General features: G+C 71.6%; 18 protein-coding genes. 12 read left to right on the top strand and 6 right to left on the bottom strand.

From position 1 onward, the window contains the following. Positions 1 to 8: 8 nt before the first annotated feature. Together E4T13_RS19575 and E4T13_RS19570 are read right to left on the bottom strand one after the other, a co-directional pair. Positions 9 to 1,583: a rhodanese-like domain-containing protein gene (locus E4T13_RS19575; RefSeq protein WP_137179938.1), complete on the bottom strand. Its 1,575-nt coding sequence runs from the start codon at positions 1,581 to 1,583 to the stop codon at positions 9 to 11. A gap of 5 nt (positions 1,584 to 1,588) precedes the next feature. After that, positions 1,589 to 2,203 (bottom strand): cysteine dioxygenase, encoded by a 615-nt coding sequence (locus tag E4T13_RS19570; protein ID WP_137179937.1) that lies wholly within the window; start codon positions 2,201 to 2,203, stop codon positions 1,589 to 1,591. 141 nt (positions 2,204 to 2,344) lie between these two features. Between E4T13_RS19570 and E4T13_RS19565 the strand changes: the two genes are divergently transcribed. The 4 genes from E4T13_RS19565 to E4T13_RS19550 all read left to right on the top strand — a co-directional run bounded on the left by E4T13_RS19565 (position 2,345) and on the right by E4T13_RS19550 (position 6,271). Further along, complete coding sequence (locus E4T13_RS19565) at positions 2,345 to 3,235, top strand: methyltransferase domain-containing protein (RefSeq protein ID WP_137179936.1); 891 nt, start codon at positions 2,345 to 2,347, stop codon at positions 3,233 to 3,235. 292 nt (positions 3,236 to 3,527) lie between these two features. Further along, positions 3,528 to 4,334, top strand: a complete 807-nt coding sequence (gene map, locus E4T13_RS19560; RefSeq protein ID WP_137179935.1) for a type I methionyl aminopeptidase — start codon at positions 3,528 to 3,530, stop codon at positions 4,332 to 4,334. 230 nt (positions 4,335 to 4,564) lie between these two features. Continuing rightward, positions 4,565 to 5,329 carry a RadC family protein gene (gene radC / locus E4T13_RS19555; protein WP_137179934.1) on the top strand — a complete coding sequence of 255 codons (765 nt, stop codon included), beginning with the start codon at positions 4,565 to 4,567 and terminating at the stop codon, positions 5,327 to 5,329. 81 nt (positions 5,330 to 5,410) lie between these two features. Then, positions 5,411 to 6,271, top strand: coding sequence for a S1C family serine protease (locus E4T13_RS19550; RefSeq protein WP_306768503.1), 861 nt, complete (start codon positions 5,411 to 5,413; stop codon positions 6,269 to 6,271). Here the strand turns inward: E4T13_RS19550 and E4T13_RS19545 are convergent, their stop codons facing one another. Then, positions 6,272 to 6,976 carry an alpha/beta fold hydrolase gene (locus E4T13_RS19545; RefSeq protein WP_137179933.1) on the bottom strand — a complete coding sequence of 235 codons (705 nt, stop codon included), beginning with the start codon at positions 6,974 to 6,976 and terminating at the stop codon, positions 6,272 to 6,274. Positions 6,977 to 7,518: 542 nt separating this feature from the next. Here E4T13_RS19545 and E4T13_RS19540 point away from each other — a divergent pair. The 6 genes from E4T13_RS19540 to E4T13_RS19515 all read left to right on the top strand — a co-directional run bounded on the left by E4T13_RS19540 (position 7,519) and on the right by E4T13_RS19515 (position 14,129). Next, positions 7,519 to 9,111: a DEAD/DEAH box helicase gene (locus E4T13_RS19540; protein ID WP_408906395.1), complete on the top strand. Its 1,593-nt coding sequence runs from the start codon at positions 7,519 to 7,521 to the stop codon at positions 9,109 to 9,111. An 82-nt stretch (positions 9,112 to 9,193) separates the two neighbouring features. Next, a complete protein-coding gene (locus tag E4T13_RS19535) occupies positions 9,194 to 10,402 on the top strand; it encodes an acyl-CoA dehydrogenase (RefSeq protein ID WP_137179931.1) in 1,209 nt (402 codons plus the stop codon). Positions 10,403 to 10,412: 10 nt separating this feature from the next. Beyond that, positions 10,413 to 10,823, top strand: a complete 411-nt coding sequence (locus tag E4T13_RS19530) for a DUF2721 domain-containing protein (protein ID WP_137179930.1) — start codon at positions 10,413 to 10,415, stop codon at positions 10,821 to 10,823. Beyond that, entirely contained in the window at positions 10,820 to 12,091 is a 1,272-nt protein-coding gene (locus E4T13_RS19525; protein WP_240791202.1) for a class I SAM-dependent RNA methyltransferase, read from the top strand. The genes E4T13_RS19530 and E4T13_RS19525 overlap by 4 nt, the downstream gene beginning before the upstream one ends. 117 nt (positions 12,092 to 12,208) lie before the next feature. Beyond that, positions 12,209 to 13,180: an MBL fold metallo-hydrolase gene (locus E4T13_RS19520; protein ID WP_137179929.1), complete on the top strand. Its 972-nt coding sequence runs from the start codon at positions 12,209 to 12,211 to the stop codon at positions 13,178 to 13,180. Between the two features lie 13 nt (positions 13,181 to 13,193). Next, positions 13,194 to 14,129: an MBL fold metallo-hydrolase gene (locus tag E4T13_RS19515; RefSeq protein WP_137179928.1), complete on the top strand. Its 936-nt coding sequence runs from the start codon at positions 13,194 to 13,196 to the stop codon at positions 14,127 to 14,129. 52 nt (positions 14,130 to 14,181) lie between these two features. Here E4T13_RS19515 and E4T13_RS19510 read toward each other — a convergent pair whose 3' ends face one another. Both E4T13_RS19510 and E4T13_RS19505 read right to left on the bottom strand, forming a co-directional pair. Further along, positions 14,182 to 15,168 (bottom strand): NAD(P)-dependent oxidoreductase, encoded by a 987-nt coding sequence (locus tag E4T13_RS19510; protein ID WP_137179927.1) that lies wholly within the window; start codon positions 15,166 to 15,168, stop codon positions 14,182 to 14,184. A 104-nt stretch (positions 15,169 to 15,272) separates the two neighbouring features. After that, positions 15,273 to 15,866, bottom strand: coding sequence for a PEP-CTERM sorting domain-containing protein (locus tag E4T13_RS19505; RefSeq protein WP_137179926.1), 594 nt, complete (start codon positions 15,864 to 15,866; stop codon positions 15,273 to 15,275). A 475-nt stretch (positions 15,867 to 16,341) separates the two neighbouring features. On the opposite strand from E4T13_RS19505, the gene E4T13_RS19500 reads away from it, so the two are divergent. Both E4T13_RS19500 and E4T13_RS19495 read left to right on the top strand, forming a co-directional pair. After that, entirely contained in the window at positions 16,342 to 17,448 is a 1,107-nt protein-coding gene (locus E4T13_RS19500) for an ATP-grasp fold amidoligase family protein (protein WP_137179925.1), read from the top strand. Beyond that, on the top strand, positions 17,441 to 19,009 hold the full coding sequence (locus E4T13_RS19495; RefSeq protein ID WP_137179924.1) for an ABC transporter substrate-binding protein: 1,569 nt from the start codon (positions 17,441 to 17,443) through the stop codon (positions 19,007 to 19,009). The genes E4T13_RS19500 and E4T13_RS19495 overlap by 8 nt, the downstream gene beginning before the upstream one ends. On the opposite strand, the gene E4T13_RS19490 is transcribed toward E4T13_RS19495, so the two are convergent. Then, on the bottom strand, positions 18,994 to 21,615 hold the full coding sequence (locus tag E4T13_RS19490) for a PAS domain S-box protein (protein ID WP_137179923.1): 2,622 nt from the start codon (positions 21,613 to 21,615) through the stop codon (positions 18,994 to 18,996). The genes E4T13_RS19495 and E4T13_RS19490 overlap by 16 nt on opposite strands. Positions 21,616 to 21,631: the final 16 nt, after the last annotated feature.

Below are 21,631 nucleotides of genomic sequence, written 5' to 3'. Positions count from 1 at the left end.
GGTTCGCTTCACCACTGCCCGAACTTCGCGTCGCCGTCGCGCTCGATCTGGCGGACCAGTTCCACCTCCCAACTCAGATAGGCGCGCATCGCCTGCTCCACGCCGTGGTTGCGGTCATACGGGCGGAGCCAGGCATCCACGCAGGCCTCGTCTGGCGGATCGTTCCGGTCGGCATGGATCGGGAATCCGGCCTCGGCCCAGGCGGCGGTGCCGCCCTCAAGCGCCGCGACGGGCATCGGCACCAGCCCGCGCAGCTCCGCCACGCCGAGCGCCGCCAGGGACGGATCGGGCGCCACCACCACCACGCGCCGGTCGGTCGGCAGCTTCGCCGCGATGCCGCGCAGCCGGGTGCGCACGCCCCAGACCGCGCCGGGGATGTGACCCGCGCGGAAGGCGAGCGAGCGGCCGAGATCCACCACGCTCGCACCGCCTTCGCCGAGCAGCGCTGCAAGCTCCGCCACCGAGACGCGCGGCGTCGCCGGCGGCAGGGTGGGCGGCAGGCTGGTTTCCTGCCGTCCGGCCATCGCCCCTTCCAGCACGAAGACCTCCCAGCCGCCGAGCTGGCGCAGCCAGCCCGCCGTCATGTGCGCGCGGGTGCCGGTGTCGTCCGCCACGACGATGCGCGCATGCCGCACCGCCACCCATTGGTCGGTGGCCTGCACGAGCTGCCCGCCCGGGGCGCTGCGGGCCCCGGCCAGGTGTCCCGCCGCGAACTCGGCGGGATCGCGCACGTCGAAGAGGTAGGTCGTATGCCGCGTCTCCGCGCGCAGCCGATGCAGGCCATCCAGGTCGATCACCTTCGCGCCCTGCCGCGACGAGAAGCGCCGCGCACGGGAAAGGCTTGCCTCCGCATCGGCGGGCGTGCCGGCGGGATAGCGCTCCTCCCGTCCGCGGTTGCAGGCGAAGCCCGCCAGCTCCCAGCCCATCGTGCCGTTGCGCAGCGCGACCACGCGGTTCGGCAACTCCGCCTGGCGCAGGCTCTCGGCGCCGAGGATCGATCGCGTGCGGCCGGCGCAATTCACCACCACCAGCGTGTCCGGCCGCGTGACGAGGGATGGCACGCGATAGGCCAGCTCGGCGCCAGGCACGTTGATGGCGCCGGGGATCGACATGTTGCGGAATTCCGGCAGCGGCCGGCTGTCCACGACGACCAGATCCGTGCCGGCCTGCTGCAGGGCGTGCAGCTCCGCCGCATCGACGGAGGGCGTGCCGTAGTGATGCTCGACCCATTCGCCGAAGGCCTTGGACGGCACGTTGATCCCGGAGAACAGCTCGTAGCCGGCCGCGACCCAGCCTGCGGTGCCGCCTTCGAGCACATGCGTGTTCGGGCATCCGATGCCGTTCAGCACGGTGGCGAGGCGGTCGGCGTGGCCCTCGCCGGCATCGGTGCAGACCACGCGGACGTCGCGCCGCGGCAACAGGGCGGGGGCGCGCAGCTCGGCGACGGACAGCGGGCAGGGCACCGCCCAGAACAGGTGCCCGGTGCTGAACTCGCCTTCCTCCCGCGCATCGAGGATGGCGAGTTCGGCGCCATCCCGGAGCCAGGCCTTGAGCGTCGCCGGCGCGACGCGCGGGGCAGCCATGGGGTTCAGGCCTTCGCGGTCGCGGTGGGCTTCATGAAGTTCTTGTTGTACGGCACGACCGCGCCCGTCTCCGGATCGTAGCCCTTGCGGTTGTCCAGCTTCTCCAGCGCCAGGCCATACATGTGCAGGTGTCGCGTGGGCACGCTGCCGGTGGTGTGGATGGAGTGGATGTCCTCCGGCATCAGGCAGATGCCGCGGCCGGGCTCCACCATGACCTCCTCCCGCACGCGCAACGCGCACTTCTCCGGGTCGGAGCCGTCATCGGTGCGCTCATAGACCTTGTTCAGTTCCTGCCCGTCCACCGCGACGACGACGGCCCAGGTGGTGTGGTCATGCGGCTTGGTCGTGTTCCCGGGATTGAGCGCGTTCATGTAGAGCGCGAAGCGGTTGCCCGGATCCTCCTGCAGCAGGTAGCGGTTCGAGCCCTTCTGGCCCTCCGGCGGCGGCGGGAAGTTGGCGGAGGGGAACAGGTGCTCCTGCGCGGCGAGCTTCAGCAGTTCGTCGCGGATCTTCGAGAGCGAGGCGCGGGTGACGCCCTCCCTCGCCTCGATGGCGCGAATGCGGTCCACGGTGGATGCAACGGCGGCGGTTCGGGCCGCGGTGACATCGGTGGCGTTCATCTTGGCACTCCCTATGCCTGTCGGGCGGGCCGATTCAGACCGGCGGGGCTGACACCCCTCCGGTCATCGGGCCGCCAGAGCCTTCCGGAGCAAAGCTTACTCCGCCTTGCCCCGCTGGCGAAGCGGGCGCATCTGCCCGGCATGCCAGGCCCCGATCCGATGCAGGTCTTCGACCGCCGCCTGGTGCGGCTGCGGCGCGACCGGGCGGCGCGGACGGTCGGCGCCGTCGCGCCGATCCTGGAGGATTGCGCGGACAGGCTGCTCGACCGGCTGGACGACACGACACGGCGCTTCGCGCGCGCGCTGGACCTGGGCGGGCGCGGGGCCATCGCGCCGCGCCTGGCCGCGCGAGGAATTCCGTTCGTGGTCTCGGCGGACCTGTCGCCGGCCATGGCGGAGCATGGCGGCGGCCTGCCGGTCTCGGCGGATGAGGAAGTCCTGCCCTTCGCGCCCGCGAGCTTCGACCTGATCGTGGCGAGCCTTTCGCTGCACTGGGTGAACGACCTGCCTGGCGCGCTGATCCAGATCCGCCGGGCCTTGGCGCCGGACGGTCTCTTCCTGGCATCCCTGCCGGGGCTCGGGACCCTGCAGCCGCTGCGCACGGCGCTGGCGGAATCGGAGACAGCGCTGCGCGGGGGCATCTCGCCGCGCGTGTCTCCCTTCCCCGATCTGCGCGACGCTGCCGGGCTGCTGCAGCGCGCCGGCTTCGCTTTGCCGGTGGCGGACCAGGAGGAGGTGCCGATCGCCTACCGGACCGCGCTCGGCCTGTTCCGCGACCTCCGCGCCGCGGGGGAGGCGAATGCGACGCTGGCCGCCGATCGCCGGACGCCGCCGCGCGCCCTGTTCCCGATGGCCGCCGCCGCGCTGCCACAGGGGCCGGAGGGCATCACGCCCAGCCTGCGCCTGCTGATGCTGACGGCCTGGGCACCGCATGAGAGCCAGCAGAAGCCCGCGCGCCCCGGCAGCGCGACGCATCGCCTGGCCGAGGCGCTCGGCACGGTGGAGCGCAAGACCGGCGAGCGGCCGGGCTGAAGGGCGTCAGCCTGCGGCGTCGCGCCATCGCCTGCGCAGCAGCAGCCCGTCCCGGCCACCTTGGCCTGCACGGCGCGGCGGACCGGGCCGAGGAGCGAGCGGGGCGTGCAGGAGACCATCGGGCGAACCTTCCTTGCGGATTGCCCCTCCCTGCCACGCGCCGTCTTAAGATTGAGACAATCGCACGCCCCTCGCGTGCATGGCCGCCCTGCCGCCTCGCGCCTTGCAATGGCAGGGGCCGACGCGCATCTTCGGCCGGTTCCCGAGACCGCGCCCGGATTTCTTAGAGAGAATGGAACAGCAGAGCGGCGAGGCCCGCCGCATCACCCTCCATCGCCCCGAGGATTTCGCGGGCATGCGGCGCGCCGGCCAGTTGGCGGCGGAGACGCTCGACATGATCACGCCGCATGTGAAGCCCGGCGTGACGACCGAGCAGATCGACCGCATCATCCATGACTTCGTCGTTGCGAACCACGCGACGCCGGCGACGCTCGGCTATCGCGGCTACACGAAGTCCTCCTGCACCTCGATCAACCACGTGGTCTGCCACGGCATCCCGGGCGAGCGCGTGCTGGCCGAGGGCGACATCGTCAACATCGACGTCACCGTCATCCTCGATGGCTGGCATGGCGACACCAGCCGCATGTACGTGGCGGGCACGGCCTCCACCAAGTCGCGGCTGCTGATGGACGTGACCTATGAGGCGATGATGCGCGGCATCGCGGCGATCCGCCCAGGCGCGACGCTCGGCGATATCGGCCACGCGATCCAGGCCTTCGTCGAGAAGAACCGCTTCTCCGTGGTGCGCGACTTCTGCGGCCACGGCATCGGGCGCCGCTTCCACGAGCCGCCGAACGTGCTGCATTTCGGCCGCCCCGGCGAAGGCCCGCAACTGAAGCCCGGCATGTTCTTTACCGTGGAGCCGATGGTGAATGCCGGGCGGCCGGAGGTGAAGATCCTGGACGACGGCTGGACGGCCGTGACGCGCGACCGCTCCCTCTCCGCGCAGTTCGAGCACATGGTCGGCGTGACCGAGGACGGGGTGGAGATCTTCACAGTCTCGCCCGCCGGGCTGCACCGCCCGCCCTACCGCGCCTGATCGCCGCGCCGCACGGCGTGACGCTCCAGTTGCTGCGCGCTGCATCCGTTCTCGTCGAGGCACATGCCTTCGCCGCGATCGCGGCGCTTCGACCGGGCATCGTGCGATTCGCCCGGCCCAAGGGGTCGCCGCGCCACTGCGGGCTCGGCTGGGGCAGGCTGGTCATCAAGGGCGCGGAAACGACGCTCACTGGTTGAATATCCGCCTGGGTCCGTGCAGGCTGCGCGTGCATGGCGCGCAGACCAAGGCAATTCGCGGAGGCCGGACCCGACCTGCTGGACTTCGCGCCCGAGGCGGTCTTTGGCACGCCCGGGCCGGAGCCAGCGCCTGGCCATCTCGGCCATCGCGAGCGCATCCGCGAACGCCTGTTGGCGCGCGGCGCGGAGGCGCTGGCCGAGTATGAGGTGCTGGAGGTCCTGCTGTTCGCCAATTATCCGCGGCAGGACACCAAGCCGGTCGCCAAGGCGCTGATCGCCCGCTTCGGCAGCCTGGCCCGCGTGCTGGCCGCCCGGCCGGAGGAGTTGCAGGAGGTGGAGCGCGTCGGCCCCGGCGCCGCCGGCACCATCAAGGCGGCGCAGGCCGCGGCACTCGCTATGCTGCGCACCGAGGCGCAGGAACTGCCGGTGCTGAACAACTGGGACAGGCTGCTCGCCTACCTGACCGCAGCGCTGGCACGGGAGCCGATCGAGCAGTTCCGGGTCATCTTTCTGGATACGAAGAACCGGCTGATCGCGGACGAGGCGCAGGCGCGCGGCACCGTCAACCACACGCCGGTCTATCCGCGGGAGGTGGTGAAGCGCGCGCTGGAACTCGGCGCGACCGCGCTGATCCTGGTGCACAACCACCCGAGCGGCGATCCGACACCGTCCCGCGCCGACATCGAGATGACGGCGGAGGTGAAGGCTGCCGCCGCCGCGCTCGGGATCGTGCTGCACGACCACCTGATCATCGGCAACGGGCGGCATCTTTCGTTCCGGCGCGAAGGGCTGCTGTGACGCGGCGGCAGGAAGGCTGACAGTAACGAACATCCGCCACGATTGACCGTGATGCTTCGCTCTCGGCATGGTTCCCTCACGATGCGCCGCAACGCCCTCCTGCCTGCCCTGATGATCGGCCTGGCTGCCGGCGCCGCCCTGGCGCAGGACGTGCCGGGCAAGCCGCCGCCATCCAACATGCCGCGGGCGCAGCCTGCGCCGGCGGCCTTCCCGCCCTTGCCCTCCGCCAAGCCGCCGCCGCTGGCCACGGCGCCGGCCCCCGCCGTCGCAGGCAAGCCGGGCGCGCCGCCGCCCACGCCGCCCGGCGGCACCGGCCGGACGCTGTCCACCGGCACCGGCTTCGTCGTCGCACCCGGGCGGGCGCTGACCAACTTCCATGTGGTGGATGATTGCCGCGGCGTGCGGCTGCGCACCGCCAATGGCCGCGAGTTGACGGCGCGCGTGCTGGCGACCGACCGCAATCGCGACCTGGCGCTGCTGGAGGTGCCGAACGAGGCCGGGCCGCCGCTGGCTTTCCGGCGCGAAGGCAACCTTCGCCGTGGCGAGAACGTCGTGACCTATGGATTCCCTCTGGCCGGCCTGCTTTCCTCGGGCCCGACACTGACCACGGGCGAGATCTCCGCGCTGGCCGGGCTGCGCGACAACCAGCAGCAGTACCAGATCAGCGCGCCGGTGCAGCCGGGCAATTCGGGCGGGCCGCTGCTCGACCTCGGCGGCAATGTGGTGGGCGTCATCGTCTCGAAGCTGAACGCGCAGCGCGTTGCGCAGCAGACCGGCGACATCCCGCAGAACGTGAACTTCGCCGTGAAGGGTAGCGAGGCCTTGCAGTTCCTGCGGCAGAACCGGGTGGAGCCGCGGCTGTCCGACCCCGCCACGCGCACGCCCGCCGAGGTCGGCGAGCAGGTGCATCCCTCGGTGCTGTTCCTGCGCTGCCTGGGGTAGCTATCGCGCGAGCCAATCGCGGAGCGCAGCCGTCACCGCCTCGGGTTGCTCCATCGAGGGCAGGTGGGCGGCGTGGGCGAAGCGGACGAGCTGCGCGGCGGGGATCGCCGCCGCCATCTCCTCCGCCAGGTGCGGCGGCGTCAGGATGTCGCCTTCGCCGACGCCGACGAGCGTCGGCACCGCGATGCGCGGCAGGTCCGGGCGGCTGTCGGGGCGGTGCATGATCGCGCGCTGCTGGCGGTGGAAGGCAGGACGGCCCACGCGCTCGGCCATCGCCATGACGTCCGCGGCAAGCGGTGTGCCGAGATGGTCGGGATGCAGCAGTTGCGGCAGCAGGCGCGGCGTGACGCCCCGGAACATGCCGCTTTCGGACAGCGCCAGCAGCGCGCGGCGCCGCCTGGTCTGCTCCGGCGTGTCGGGGCGGGCGGAGGTGTCGAACAGGGCCAGCCGCGCGACCCGCTGCGGCGCATGGCGCCAGACCTCGAAGGCGACATAGCCGCCCATGGACAGGCCGCAGACGGCAATCGGGCCGTCCCCCGGCACGGACGCCAAGGCGCGCGCCGCCATCGCGCCCACGCTGTCGTCATGCGCAAGGTCGGCGACGCGGCAGGCGATGTCGCCGGAGAAGGCCGCGACCTGGTCGCGCCAGAGGCGCGCATCGCAGAGCAGTCCCGGCAGGAAGAGAAGCGTGGGGGTCGCGGTCATGCGCCGACCCTGGGTCGGCTGCCCGGCCCGGGCAAGGCGCCAAGCTTGATTTTCGGGCCGCTTCGGCGCATATGCCCCGCGTTCCCACAGGCTCCGCGCGCCGTCCATTGCGCCCGCGGGGCAATCCTGCCGGCGCAGGCCCTATCGCGGGCCCGCAGCGCCGCCAGGCACGAGGCCGACAGAGACCGCACTTGACCGAACAGAGCGACGCGACCGCCCCGCGCGCGGCCGAGACCGAGCATAACCCCGACGCCCCGGAACACGAGGTCGCGGCGCCCGCGGAATCGCAGGCCGCCGCATCGGTTCCGGAGGAGCCGAGGGCGGAGCCTGTCGTCGCAGCGGCGGCCGCGGAGTCGCGGGAGGAGGACTCGCGGGACGAGGATGACGGCCGCGACGACGACGACGACCGCGAGGATGACGACGGCGCCGACGGCGAGGACGACGACTCCGACGACGACTCCGACGACGACGAGGAAGGTCCGACCGCGGAGGACGAGCAGCTCGCCGAGGAGGCCGCGAAGACCACCTTCGCCGATCTCGGCCTGTCCGAGCCGATCCTGCGTGCCGTCGCCGAATCGGGCTATCTCTACCCCACGCCGATCCAGGAACAGGCGATCCCGATCGTCCTGATGGGCCGCGACGTGATGGGCGTGGCGCAGACCGGCACGGGCAAGACCGCCGGCTTCACCCTGCCGATGCTCGACATCCTCGCCGGGTCGCGCGCCAAGGCGCGCATGCCGCGCAGCCTGATCCTGGAGCCGACGCGCGAGCTGGCGCTGCAGGTCGCCGAGCAGTTCGTGAAATACGGCAAGCACCTGAACCTGAACCACGCGCTGCTGATCGGCGGCGAGAGCATGAACGACCAGCGCGATGTGCTGGAGAAGGGCGTGGACGTGCTGATCGCCACGCCCGGCCGGCTGCTGGACCTGTTCGACCGCGGCCGCATCCTGCTGGCGGATTGCAAGGTGCTCGTCATCGACGAGGCCGACCGCATGCTCGACATGGGCTTCATCCCGGATGTCGAGCGCATCGTATCCTTCCTGCCGAAGATGCGGCAGACGCTGTTCTTCTCCGCGACGATGGCACCGGAGATCCGGCGGCTGGCGGACCAGTTCCTGTCGAACCCGAAGGAGATCAGCGTCTCCCGCCCGGCTTCGGTGGCGACCACCATCGTCACCGGCCTGGTCTGGGTGCGCGAGCACGACAAGCGGGAGGCGCTTCGCCGCCTGCTGCGGAAGGAGGAAGTGCAGAACGCGCTGATCTTCTGCAACCGCAAGATCGACGTGAACATCCTCTACAAGTCGCTGAAGAAGCACGGCTTCTCCGTCGGCGAGCTGCATGGCGACATGGACCAGTCGCAGCGCTTCGCCACGCTGAACCGCTTCAAGGCCGGCGACATCAAGCTGCTGGTGTGCAGCGACGTCGCGGCGCGCGGCCTCGACATCGGCGGTCTTTCGCATGTGTTCAACTTCGACGTGCCCTTCCACGCCGAGGACTACGTGCACCGCATCGGTCGCACCGGCCGCGCGGGGCGCGAAGGCCACGCCTTCACGCTGTCCTGCCCGGAGGATGCGAAGTCGCTCGCCGCGATCGAGAAGCTGACGGGCACGCCGATCCCGCGCATGGAGATCGAGGGCCTCGATCCGGTGACGCCGGAGGAGATCGCGGAGGGTGCCAAGCTGCGCCGCGGCCGCGGCGGCAAGGTGATGGGCCGTGGCGGCGACCGCGGTGGTGATCGGGGCGGCCGCGGGCGTGACGGGCGCGAGGATCGCGGCCGGCGCGACGACCGCCGCGATGCTGCACCGCGCCGAGAGGGCCGCGAGGGCCGCGAGCGCGGCCGCGACGAGCGCATCGCCGCCGAGGCCGCCGCGCCCCGGCGGGAGGAGCGTGGGCCGGAGCCACGGCGCGATGGTCCCCGGCGTGACGATGCGCGCCGCCACGACCGCGGCCCCGAGCCGCGCCGTGAAGACCGGCGCCCGCGCGAGGAGTATCGCCGCGACCGCCGTGACGACCTCGGCCCTGCGGTGCAGGGCTTCGGCGACAGCGTGCCGGCGTTCATGCTGATCGCGATCCCGCGCCCCAAGCGCGACGCCACGCCGGAAGCTGCCGGCGACACCGAGGCCGAGGCGGCCTGAGCCGCGCCGGCCGCGGTTGTCCCGCCGCGGCAAGCGCCTAGATTGCCCTGCGCGGCCCCTGCCGCGCCGCGAGGAGGAATCCATGAACGTCGTCGCCCCGGTCGCGAAGAAGTCGGCGCTGCCGCCCTTCAAGTGGGACGACCCGCTGCTGCTCGACGAGCAGCTGACGGAAGACGAGCGGATGATCCGCGATTCCGCGCGCGAGTTCTGCCAGGAAAAGCTGATGCCGCGCGTGCTCATGGCGAACCGCAATGAGCATTTCGATCGCGAGATCATGAACGAGTTCGGCGAGATGGGCTTCCTGGGCGCCACGCTTGAAGGCTATGGCTGCGCCGGCGTGTCCTATGTTGCCTACGGGCTGATGGCGCGCGAGGTCGAGCGCGTCGATTCCGGCTACCGCAGCGCCTTCAGCGTGCAGTCATCCCTGGTGATGTTCCCGATCCACGCCTTCGGGTCGGAGGAGCAGCGTCAGAAATACCTGCCGAAGCTGCGCACGGGCGAATGGGTCGGCTGCTTCGGCCTGACCGAGCCGGATGCGGGCTCCGACCCGGCTTCCATGCGCACGCGCGCGAAGAAGGTCGATGGCGGCTATCTCGTCAGCGGCTCCAAGACCTGGATCACCAATTCGCCGATCGCCGACGTTGCCGTGGTCTGGGCGAAGGACGACGAGGGCGTGCTGCGCGGCTTCATCCTGGAGCGCGGGATGAAGGGCCTGACCTTCCCGAAGATCGAGGGCAAGTTTTCCCTCCGTGCCAGCACGACCGGCATGATCATGATGGACGAGGTCTTCGTTCCCGAGGAGAACCGCCTGCCGGGCGTGAAGTCCCTCGCTGGACCCTTCTCCTGCCTGAACCGCGCGCGCTACGGCATCGCCTGGGGCGCGCTGGGTGCCGCCGAATTCTGCTGGCACGCGGCGCGGGACTACACGCTCGGGCGGAAGATGTTCGGCAAGCCGCTGGCGCAGACGCAGCTCATCCAGAAGAAGCTGGCGGACATGATGACTGAGATCACCCTCGGCCTGCATGCCGTGCTGCGCGTCGGGCGGCTGTTCGACGAGCACAAGGCCTCGCCGGAGATGATCTCCCTGGTGAAGCGCAACAACTGCGGCAAGGCGCTGGATATCGCCCGCGTCGCGCGCGACATGCATGGCGGCAACGGGATCGTGGACGAGTACCACGTGATCCGCCACGTCATGAACCTCGAGACGGTGAACACCTACGAGGGCACGCATGACGTGCACGCGCTGATCCTCGGCCGCGCGCAGACGGGGCTCAACGCCTTCGGCGGCTGATGCCCCTGCCATGATGACCGGCCACGACCTGCTGACGGTGGAGCGCGCGCTGCAGGTCGCGCTCGCCCCGGCCTTCGTGATCGGCGGCATCATGGCGGTGCTGAACCTGCTCAACACGCGCTTCCAGCGGATCGGCGACCAGGAGCGGGCGCTGCAGGATGGCGCCTCGGCCCATCAGCGCCGGCTGCTGCGCATGCGCGGGCGGCTTTCCTTCGCCGCGATCGTCTGCGGCATCGTCGCCTCCATCTCGCTCTGCCTGCTGGTGATCGTCTCCTTCGTGGAGCCGATCTTCGGGGTCGGCGCCGGCGTGCATGTGGTCGGCCTGCTGGTGATCGGCATGGCGCTGCTCACCGTGACCCTGCTGCTGCTGCTGGCGGAGATGCTGCTGTCCGCCCGGGCGCTCGACCGCGGCGAGTTGTGACGGAACTGCGCATCGCGGGCATGGGCAGCGGCGGCGACGGGATCGCCACGCTGCCGGATGGAACACCCTGCTACGTCGCCGGCGCGCTGCCCGGCGAGATCGTTGGCGCGACGCCCCGTGCGAAGCGCGGAGGCGCCTGCCATGCGACGGCGGACGCCATCCTGCAGGCCAGCCCCGATCGGGTCGCGCCGCCCTGCCCGCATTTCGCCGAGGGCTGCGGCGGCTGCGCGTTGCAGCATTGGGATCTGGTCGCCCAGGCCGCGTGGAAGCGCGACAGGCTGCGCGACGCTCTGGCGCGCGCCGGCTTTGCCGATGTGCTTGTCGCCGACACCCTCGTCACGCCGCCCGACAGCCGCCGCCGCGCCGACCTGGCGCTGCGGCGCAGGCCGGACGGGAGCGTGGCCATCGGCTTCCACAAGCGCGGCAGCGCGGAGGTGCTGGATCTCCGGACCTGCCACATCCTGCAGCCCGAGCTCTTCACGCTGATCGCGAAGCTGCGCGTGGTGCTGCGCCGCCTGTCCGCGCTGGCGCGGGAGGGCTCGGCGGTGGTGAACCTGCTCGACAGCGGGCCGGACCTGCTGCTGCGCACCGATGCGAGCCTGGACGCAACCGGGCGCCGCCTGCTGGCCGCGGCGGCGGTGCAGCTTGGCATCCCCCGAATCGCCTGGGCGCGCGGCGAGGACGGGCCGGAGACGGCGGCGCAGACGGGGCCGGTGTGCCTCACCCTCGGCGGCGTCGAGGTCGCGCCGCCCCCCGGCGCCTTCCTGCAGGCGAGCCGGGAGGGCGAGGCGGCGATCGTCGCGGCGGTGCTCCGGGCGCTGCCGGCGAAGCTGCCGGTCCGGCCGAGGCTGCTCGATCTCTATGCCGGCATCGGCACGCTGTCCTTCCCGCTGGCGGCGCGTGGGCGGGTGACGGCGGCGGAGGGCAGCGCGGAGGCGGCGGCCGCGCTGAATGCAGCGGCGCGGAAGGCGGTTGCGCGGGTCGAGGCGCTGCGCCGCGACCTGGTGCGCCAACCCTTCCTGCCCGCGGAGCTGAAGGACTTCGATGTGGCGGTCCTGGACCCACCCTATGGCGGCGCGGCGGAGCAGGTGGCGCAGATCGCGCGCAGCACGCTGCGCCATGTGGTCTATGTCTCCTGCAATCCGGTCGCGCTCGCGCGTGACGCCGCGGAACTGCGCGCAGCGGGCTTCGGCGTGACGGCGGCGACGCCGGTGGACCAGTTCCGCTGGTCGGCGCATCTGGAATCGGTGGTCGGGTTCGGGCGCTGAGCGCGCCGTCGGGCCGGCTTCGGTTGCCGGCGCAATGCTGCAAAACGTAACGATACCTTGCAACAGGGCCATGCACACGACATGACGTGCTGATCAGTCCGCGGGAGAGGTCCAGGGATGAACCGTCGCATCGCCATGACGGGGGCGGCTGCCCTCGCCCTGCCGGGGCTGCTGCGGGCAGGATCCGCCCTGGCCCAGGCGCCGGCGGCGACGCCGACGCCACCCGCGACGCCCGGCTTCTTCCGCTTCCGCCTCGGCAGCTTCACCGTCACCACGCTGTATGACGGCTACTTCCAGCGGCCCCTCGCCGGCCTGATCCGCAACGCGCCGGCCGAGGAGACGGAGCGCGCGGCGCGCGAGGCCTTCCTGGGCACCGACCCGCTGCGAATCCCGTTCTCGCTTACGCTGCTGCAAACGGGACGGGCGACGGTGCTGTTCGACGCGGGCACCGGCGGGCAGATGTCCCCCACCGGCGGCTATGCGATGGCCAACATGCGCGCGGCCGGCATCGCGCCGGAGCAGGTGACGCTGGTCGTCCACAGCCATTTCCACCCCGACCACATCACCGGGCTGACGACGCGTGACAACGCGGCGGTCTTCCCCAATGCGGAGATCGCAGTACCGGAAGCCGAATGGCGCTTCTGGACCGATTCCGGCAGCATCGCCCGCATGCCGGACGGGCTGCGCGGCATTGCCGCCGCGGTGGAGCGCCGCTTCGGCCCCTATCGCAACCGCATCCGGCAATTCGCCGGCGATGCCGAGGTGACGCCGGGGGTGCGCGCCATCGCCGCGCATGGCCATACGCCGGGTCATACCGCCTTCGAGGTCGCCGATGGCGGCGCCGGGCTGCTGGTGCTGAGCGACACCACCAACCGCCCGGAACTTTTCGCGCGCAATCCCGGCTGGCATGCGGTGTTCGACATGGACCCGCAGGCCGCGGAGGCGAACCGGCGCCGCCTGTTGGACCGCGCGGCGACCGACCGGATCTGGGTCACCGGCTACCATTTCCCCTTCCCCATCGCCGGGCGGATTGTCCGGGACGGGCAGGGCTATCGCTATGTCGCCGCCGACTGGATCGACGGCATCTGAGGGAGAAGACCACATGACCAGCATCACCCGGCGGGCCGCGCTCGCCATGGGCGCGGCGAGCATACCGCTCGCCGCGGGCCTCTCGCCCGCCGCCGCGCAGGCGACCGGCCCTGCCTTCCACCGCGTGCCTATCGGCGGGCTCGAAGCCTTCGTCGTCACGGACGGGATCGCCGTGCGCCCCGATGCGACGCAGGGCTTCATCACCAATGCGACGCCTGCCCAGGTGAGCGCCGCGATGCAGGCCGCGGGCCTGCAGGGGCCGGCGCTGAACAACCCGTTCAACGTGACGGTGGTGAAGACCCCGCGCGGGCTGGTGATGCTGGATGTCGGGCGCGGCATCCAGGGCAGCCAGCTGATCGCGAACATGCGCGCCGCCGGGCTCGACCCCGCGCAGGTCGTGCTGATCGTCCACACGCATTTCCACGGCGACCACATCGGCGGCCTGACGGATGCGAACGGCCAGGCCGCCTTCCCGAACGCGCCGGTGATGGTGCCGGAGCGCGAATGGGCGTTCTGGAACGATGCCGGCGAGGAGAGCCGCGCCGCACCCGGCCGCCGCCCCGGCTTCGCGATGGTGCGGCAGAAATTCGCGCCCTATGAGGGCCGCGTTACCACCTTCCGCCCGGGCGCCGAGGTGGCGCCGGGCATCACTGCCCTGGGGACGGAGGGGCATTCGCCGGGGCATAACTCCTTCCTCGTGGCGGACGGCAATGCCCAGCTTCTGGTGATCGGCGACGTCGTGAACGCGCCCTTCTTCTTCATGACCAATCCGGAGTGGGTGCCGATCTTCGACATGGACCCGCCCGTGGCGATCGAGGCGCGCAAGCGCCTGCTCGACCGCGCCGCGACCGACCGGTTGCAGGTGGTAGGCTACCACTTCCCGATGCCGGCGACCGGCCGCGTGGAGCGGGCCGGGACGGGCTATCGCCTGGTGCCGTCCAACGCCTGAAGCGGCCCGATGACCGAAGGGGCGAAAGCCCCGGAGGTCTGAATCGGTCCGCTCAAACGTCAGGGCCACCCAGCACCTGAGGGTTGACGCAGGCGCCCGCCGGCAACGGGCGCCCCTGTAGCACGGCCAGCAACTGCGTCGCAGCGGTCCGGGCCGTCGCCGCGCGCGCGGCAGTGGTGGCCGCGCCGCGATGCGGCGTCAGGATCAGGTTGGGCACGCCGGTGAGCACCGTCACGGGTGGCGGCGGCTCCTCGGGCCGCACATCCAGTGCGGCGGCGCGCAGCCGGCCCGCCTTCAGCGCCGAGGCCAGCGCGGGCTCGTCCACCAGCTCGCCGCGGCCGGTATTCACAAGGATCGCATCCGGCCCAAGCCGCGCCAGGGTCTCGGCATTGATGATGCCGCGCGTCCCGGCGGTGAGCGGCGCGTGCAGGGAGAGCACGTCGGCACGGTCCAGCAACTCGGCCATGGAGGCGGCGCGCTGCACGGGCGCGATCTCGCCAGCCTCCGCCAGGCGCGGGCTCCAGGCGACGACCTGCATGCCGATGGCCAGCGCGATCCTCGCGACCGCCTGCGCGATGCGGCCGTAGCCGAGCAGGCCGAGGGTGCGGCCCGACAGCTCGAGGCCGAGCGGGCTGCCGCGTTCCCAGCCCCCTGCCTGGCTGGTGCGGTCGAGGAAGGGGATGTTGCGCGCGGCGGCGATCATCAGGCCGATGGTGAATTCCGCGACCGACTGCGCATTGGCGCCGGGCGCGGCCAGCACGGGGATGCCGCGCGCGGTTGCGGCGGCAAGGTCGATCGCGTCGTAGCCGGCCGCGGCGCGGGAGATCACGCGCAGGCTCGGGCAGCTTGCGATGGCCTCGGCCGAGATCGGGATGAAGCGGGAGATCACGCCGTCATAGGGTGTGGCGGCGAGCATGCGCTCCATCACCGCCCGCGCGCCGGCCGGCGCGACGTAGTCCAGCCGGCAGCCGGCGGCGTCCAGCAAGCTGCGCCCGGAGGCGTCGAGGTCCGGGGCGGTGACGAGGATGTGGAAGGACATGCGGGGTGTTTCGCATGGCCGCCGGCGGCGTCAATCGGGGCGCATCGGAAACAAGAAAGGCCGGCCCCTGCGGGCCGGCCTTCCGGACGAGCGATGAAGGCGCCTCAGCCCTTGCGGCGACGCGCCAAGCCGAGGCCCGCGAGGCCGAGGCCGAACAGCGCGAGCGACATCGGTTCCGGCGTGGGGACGCCGGGATCGGGCGGCGGGGTGTAGGCGCTGTTGAACAGCGTCACATGGGAGTAGCCGGGATTGCTGGGGAAATAGGCGTCGAGATCGACCGTCCATTCGCGGATCGCGGACGAATCATAGAACAGCTTCGTCGTGCCGGCCTGGAAGATCGCAACATAGTGCGCATCCGGATCCGGGCTGGTCTGGGTGTAGGTGATCTGCAGCACGTTGCCGGTCAGCAACTGCACATCCAGTTCCGAACCGGTGATGCTGGGATAGTTCGTGCTCTTGTCGCCGGTACCGTCCGAGTTCACCTTGATGATGCTGTTGGAGCGCTTGTCCCCGTCATCATTGGTACCCGTCTGGGTCGCGTAGCAGTTCGAGAACCCGCCGGCCCCGGCGCACTCGTTCTTGTCGAGCGTCGCGATCAGGATCGGTGCCGCCTGGACGGCAGTCGTGGCGAACATCGCGGTCAGCGACAGCGCTGCGGCGCTGCCGAAGCCCCACAATCCTGTCATGCGTCGCGCCATTTTGGCCCCCTCTACATTGTTGGATAGGCAGACGGCTATGTAAGCAGATTACGTGCCAACGCCGACAATGTAAGGAAATGAACGGCTTGCTACGCGCCCCATCGCGGCGCTGCCGGTCGAACTGTCAAGTTTTCCGACTCGATGACACTCCACCGCACCCATGATTGTTCGAAATCAATTGGTTATGCGCATCGTCCCGCGCGCGACCCTGCGAGGCTCGCCAGCTCTTGCTTCATTCTGCCGGCTACCATCCGACCGAAAGACATAGCGCAAACAGCATTTTCCGACGAATTCCTGAGGCTTCCGCCTCTCCGCCGAACTGTAAAAAACTTCGACGCACGCCTCGCGGCACGACACATCTCTCGGTTGTTCGAAGGGCTGCCGCCTTCGCCCAAGCCGCGTAGGGCGGCGTAGGGCGCACGGCCTGGCGCGTTCCCGATCGCCCCGCTGCGCGCGCCGTGCTGTAATCAAGCCGATGCCGGAGGCCCAGGACGCACGCCTGCACCAGGATGCGGCGCCGGAGGAGACGGCGCGGCGCCTTGCCGCCTGCGAGGCGGCGCTCGCCGCGCTGCGCGCCGAGCACGCGGCCCTGCTCGCCTCCCGAAGCTGGCGCTTCACGGCGCCGCTCCGCCGGCTGCGCGCCCTGCCGGGGCAGGCGATCGACCGGCTCGACGCCAGGCTACGCAATGACCTGCCGTGGGACGCCCAGCCCTGGGCAGTCCGCCATTGGCGCCGCCTGCCGGTGATCGGGCCGCGACTGGTGCAGCGTGAGTTGGTGCGCCGATTCATCGCCTGGCACGGCCAGCCGCCGCGGCTCGATCCGCCCATCGGCTTCAGCGAGCACGTGCTGCATCGCATGATCTTCGACCGCGACCCGCGCCTGCGCCTGCTGAACGACAAGCTGCGCGTGCGCGAGGTCATCGCCGAACGGGCCGGGGCCGAGTATGTCGTGCCCCTGCTCGGCGTCTGGACGCGGGCGGAGGCGGTGCCCTGGCACGACCTGCCCCTGCCCTGCGTGGTCAAGCCAAGCCATTCCTCCGGCGCCATCGCCTTCCTGCGCCAGGAAACCGACCGCGATCCCGCCGAGCTCCAGGCTCTGGCGAGGCGGTGGCTTGCGACCGACTATTTCGACGTCTCGCTGGAATGGGGCTATCGCAACCTGCCACGCCGGCTGCTGGCGGAGCCGATGCTCCGCGGCCCGGATGGCGGCGACCCGCCGGAGGCGCAGGTGCTGACCTTCGGCGGCAGGCCCGAGATCATCCGCGTGATGATCGGCCCCAAGGCAACGCCGCAGCGGCTGGACGCCTGGTTCGACACCGAGGGCCGGCGCCTGCCGATGCGCATGAAGCGACAGCCCGGCGATCACAGCCTGCCGCGCGCGACGGCGCAGCGCCTGGCGGCGCTGGCGGAGAAGCTCGGCGCCGGCTTCGTCCATCTGCGGGTGGATTTCTACCTGACGGCGGAGGGGCCGAAAGTGGGTGAACTCACCCCCTACATGCTCGGCGGCTCCGGCCGCTTCCAGCCGGCGGAGTGGGACCTGCGCCTCGGCCGGCTGTGGACAGAGGCGGCGTCGCGTGGCTGACGCCGCGCGCGCCGGCCTTCTGCTGCTCGGCCTGCTCCTCGGCACCGGTGCCGCGGCGGAACCGCTGCGCATCGGCGTGGCGGTGGAGACGCGCACGCTCGATCCGCACCAGAGCGCCACGGCGCCCAACGTCCAGGCGCTGCGCCACATCTACGAGACGCTGGTGACGCATGACGCGCAGCACCGCCTGGTGCCGGGGCTGGCGGCGTCCTGGACGATGGATCCGGCGGATGCGACGCGCTGGGTGGTGCGGCTGCGCGCCGATGTGCGCTTCCATGACGGCCAGCCCTTCGGCGCGGCCGATGTCGCGGCATCGCTGGCGCGCGCGATGGACCCGCCGGGCGGCGTGGGGGGCTATGCCTCCTATTACAGGCAGCTTCGGTCGGTGACGGTGTTGGATGCGGCGACGCTGGACCTGCGCACCGCCGCGCCGCATGCCGGCCTGCCCTTCGACCTGACCGCGGCGATGATCATCCCCCGCGGCGCCGCCGGCCTCGGCACGGAGGCGTTCAACGCCGGCGCGGTGACAGGCACCGGGCCTTATCGCCTGGTCGGCTGGACCCGCGGCACCGCGCTGTCGCTCGCGCGCAACGAGGGCTGGTGGGGCCCGGCGCAGCCCTGGAGCCGGGTGGAGATCCTGCCGCGACCGAACGAGGGCTCGCGCGTCGCCGGCCTGCTCGCGGGCGAACTCGACCTGATCGAGCAGGTGCCGACCAGCGCGCTGGGGGTGCTGGCGCGGCGCGACGACATCGGGCTGCTGCTGGCGACGACGACGCGCATCATCTTCCTCAACCTGGACCTGACGCGCGACGCCTCCCCGTTCGTCACGGATGCGGCGGGTCGGCCGCTGCAGCCGAACCCGCTGCGCGATGCGCGGGTGCGCCGGGCGATCAGCCTGGCGATCGATCGTGCGGCCCTGGCGGAACAGGTGATGGGCGGGGCGGCGGAGCCCGCGGGACAGGTGGTGCCGCCGGGCTGGCCGGGGGCCAGCGCGGCATTGCCGCCCGATCGCTTCGACCCGGCGGAAGCGCGCCGGCTGCTGCGCGAGGCCGGCATGCCGGCAGAGGCGCGGCTGGTGCTGCACGGGCCGAACGACCGCTACCTGAACGACGAGAAGGTGCTGGTGGCCGTCGCGACCATGCTGCGCCGCATCGGCCTGTCGGTGGAGCCGGCGGCCTTGCCGAACAGCGTGCTGCGCGCACGCATGATCCGGGGCGAGGCCAGCTTCGCGCTGAATGGCTGGTCCACCGAGACCGGCGACGCCGCGCTGGCGCTGCGGGCGCTGCTTGGCGCCCGCGGCCGGCCGAGCGGCTGGGGGCAGCTCAATTTCCTCGGCTACGCCAACGAAGCGTTCGAGGCGGCGCTGGACGCGGCGATGACGGAGACGGATGCCGCACGGCGCGCGGCAGCGCTGGCCCGCGCGACCGATATCGCGCTTCCCGACCGGGCGCTGGTGCCGCTGTATTTCCAGCGCGCCGCCTGGGCGACGCGGCGCGGCTTCGGCTATCGCGGCCGCGCGGACGAATACACGCTGGCGATCTCCGCCTATCCCGCGCGCTGAGCATTGCGCGCGGCGCGGCGCAGCACCTGCGAGAGTTCCGCCGCGGCATAGGGCTTGTGCAGCAGTTCGAAGCCGTGGCGGCCTTCCTCGGCCAGCACATGGCTGTAGCCGGAGGTCAGCACCACCGCGACACCGGGATAGCGCCGCCGCACTTCCTCGCCGAGCTCGATGCCGCTGCGCCCGGGCATCACGACGTCGGAGAACACCACGTCGAAGCGCGCCTCGGGCTCCTCGAGCCGCGCCAGCGCCTCCGCCGTGTTGGCCGCGAGCACCGTGGGAAAGCCGAGGTCGCGCAGGATCTGCGCGGTGAAGGCGCCGACCTCGGCATTGTCCTCCACCAGCAGCACGCGCAGCCCCTCGCCGCTCTCCGGCGCGTCCTGCGCCTCCGCCTCCTGCAGCAGGACGGCGTCCTCCTGCGAGGCGCGCGGGAGGTAGAGGGTGAAGGTGGTGCCGCGGCCGACCTCGCTCGCCACCGCCACGTCGCCGCCGGACTGCTTGGCGAAGCCGTAGACCTGGCTAAGGCCGAGGCCGGTGCCCTTGCCGACCTCCTTCGTGGTGAAGAACGGCTCGAAGATGTGGGAGATGCGCTCGGGCGGGATGCCGCAGCCGGTGTCGGCCAGCGCGATCGCCACGAAATCCCCGGCTCCGCCGGAATGGCCGCGGATGCGCGGCATCCCCGCCACCTGCCGCACGCTGACGGAGAGCAGCCCCTCCCCATCCATCGCGTCGCGGGCGTTGACGGCGATGTTGACCAGCGCGGCCTCGAACTGGCTGGGATCGGCCAGCACGAGGCAGTCGCCGCAGCCGGCATCCACCGCCAGCCGCACGCGGGAGCCGAGCACGGAGCGCAGCATGTCGGTCACCGACAGCACGCGCTCCGCCGCGCTGAACACCTGCGGGCGCAGCGCCTGGCGACGCGCGAAGGCGAGAAGCTGGCCGGTGACGCGCGCGGCGCGGTCCACCGTGTCGCGGATGGCGTCGAGGTAGCGGCGGCGCCGCGCTTCCGGCAGGTCGTCGCGACGCAGCAGGTCGGCCGAGGAGCGGATCACCGTCAGCAGGTTGTTGAAGTCATGCGCGACGCCGCCGGTGAGTTGGCCGATCGCCTCCAGCTTCTGCGCCTGGCGCAGCGCCTCCTCGGTGCGGGCGCGTTCGGAAACGGCCTCCGCCACGCGGTGCTCCAGCGTCTCCGCCAGGTTGCGGTAGCGCTCCTCGCTGGCGCGCAGCCGCGTCTCGGCCTCGTGGCGCTCGTCGATGTCCATGACGGAGCCGACATAGCCGAGGAACTCGCCGTGCTCGCCGAAGCGCGGCGCCGCCGCGTCGATGGCCCAGCGATAGGCGCCGTCATGCCGGCGGAGGCGGTATTCCAGGCGGAACGCCTCGCTGCGCTCATTGGCGGCGCGGAAGCACTCGGCGGAACGGGCGCGGTCCTCCGGATGCACCGCCTCAAGCCAGCCGTAGCCCAGCGCCTCGGCCTCGGTCTGGCCGGTATAGTCGTACCAGTTCCTGTTCAGGTAGCTGCAGCTTCCGTCCGGCTCCGTCACCCACAGCATCAGGGGCGCGCAATCGGCCATGATGCGGAAGCGCGCCTCGCTCTCCCGCAGGGCGGTCTCGGCGCGGGCGCGTTCCACCGCCGCCCAGGTGCGCTCCGCGACGGCTTCCACCAGGCGGATGTCGCTGTCGGACCAGCGCCGGGCGTTGCGTGAATGCACGAAGAGGCCGGCGCGGACGCGGCCACCCTGCACGAAGGTGGCCGCCACCGCCGCCGCCGCCTCGATGCGTGCGAAGGCGGCGCGGCTTTCTGGCGTGGCGGTGCGCGGGTCCGTCACGATGTCATGCACGACGAGCGTGCTGCCGCTGCGCAGCGTGGCCAGGATCTCCGGCCCGAAGGCAGCGAGGTCGCGGGTGCGGGGCGTCTGCGAGACGGCGCCGTCGGTCCAGTTTCCGTCGGTCGTCAGCCAGCGCGCCGTGGCGTCCACCTCGCCGTAGCCGACGCGGTTCGCGCCGAGATGGCGGCCGAGGGCTTCCTGCGTGGCGGCGATCACCTGCCGCGGGTCGGACAGGGCGCGCAGCCGATCGGCCAACGCCAGCAGGAAGGTCTGCCGGCGCTCCGCCAGCACGCGCTCCGTGGTCTCGTTGCCCTGGTTGAAGATGCCGGCGACGCGGCCGTCCGCACCGTGGATCGGCGTGATGCTGTAGTTCCAGTAGGTTTCTTCCTTGCGCCCGCCACGCTGCATCGGCAGCATCTGGTCGAAGGTGGAAAAGCCTTCGCCAGTGTCCATCACACGCGCGAATTGCGGCGCCACCACCTCCCAGATATCGGCCCAGACCTCGCGCGCCGGCCGACCGAGCGCCCAGGGATGGCGCTCCGCGGGGATCACCGCCCAGGCGTCGTTGTAGAGCAGCCGCAGATCCGGCCCCCAGTAGATCGCGGTCGGGAAGCTGGAATGCAGGCAGATGCCGAGGGCGACGCGCAAAGGCTGCGGCCAGGCGCCAAGCGGCCCGAGCGGCGTCGCCGCCCAGTCGTGCCGGCGGATGCGCTCGCCCATCTCTCCGCCGCCGGCCAGGAAGGCGGGCGCGACGAGGCGCGTGCTGAGGGGGGCAGACATCGGCGCTTATATAGAC

Source organism: Roseomonas sp. AR75 (assembly GCF_005222815.1).
Classification (GTDB): Bacteria; Pseudomonadota; Alphaproteobacteria; order Acetobacterales; family Acetobacteraceae; genus Falsiroseomonas.
Note: the sequence above shows the minus strand (reverse complement) of the source record. Positions and strands in the feature narration are given on the sequence as shown.

Coding starts and splice junctions, on each gene's coding strand:
- E4T13_RS19575 (WP_137179938.1), bottom strand. CDS start 1,583: ATGGCTGCCCCGCGCGTCGCGCCGGCGACGCTCAAGGCCTGGCTCCGG.
- E4T13_RS19570 (WP_137179937.1), bottom strand. CDS start 2,203: ATGAACGCCACCGATGTCACCGCGGCCCGAACCGCCGCCGTTGCATCC.
- E4T13_RS19565 (WP_137179936.1), top strand. CDS start 2,345: ATGCCAGGCCCCGATCCGATGCAGGTCTTCGACCGCCGCCTGGTGCGG.
- map (WP_137179935.1), top strand. CDS start 3,528: ATGGAACAGCAGAGCGGCGAGGCCCGCCGCATCACCCTCCATCGCCCC.
- radC (WP_137179934.1), top strand. CDS start 4,565: ATGGCGCGCAGACCAAGGCAATTCGCGGAGGCCGGACCCGACCTGCTG.
- E4T13_RS19550 (WP_306768503.1), top strand. CDS start 5,411: ATGCGCCGCAACGCCCTCCTGCCTGCCCTGATGATCGGCCTGGCTGCC.
- E4T13_RS19545 (WP_137179933.1), bottom strand. CDS start 6,976: ATGACCGCGACCCCCACGCTTCTCTTCCTGCCGGGACTGCTCTGCGAT.
- E4T13_RS19535 (WP_137179931.1), top strand. CDS start 9,194: ATGAACGTCGTCGCCCCGGTCGCGAAGAAGTCGGCGCTGCCGCCCTTC.
- E4T13_RS19530 (WP_137179930.1), top strand. CDS start 10,413: ATGATGACCGGCCACGACCTGCTGACGGTGGAGCGCGCGCTGCAGGTC.
- E4T13_RS19520 (WP_137179929.1), top strand. CDS start 12,209: ATGAACCGTCGCATCGCCATGACGGGGGCGGCTGCCCTCGCCCTGCCG.
- E4T13_RS19515 (WP_137179928.1), top strand. CDS start 13,194: ATGACCAGCATCACCCGGCGGGCCGCGCTCGCCATGGGCGCGGCGAGC.
- E4T13_RS19510 (WP_137179927.1), bottom strand. CDS start 15,168: ATGTCCTTCCACATCCTCGTCACCGCCCCGGACCTCGACGCCTCCGGG.
- E4T13_RS19505 (WP_137179926.1), bottom strand. CDS start 15,866: ATGGCGCGACGCATGACAGGATTGTGGGGCTTCGGCAGCGCCGCAGCG.
- E4T13_RS19500 (WP_137179925.1), top strand. CDS start 16,342: ATGCCGGAGGCCCAGGACGCACGCCTGCACCAGGATGCGGCGCCGGAG.
- E4T13_RS19490 (WP_137179923.1), bottom strand. CDS start 21,615: ATGTCTGCCCCCCTCAGCACGCGCCTCGTCGCGCCCGCCTTCCTGGCC.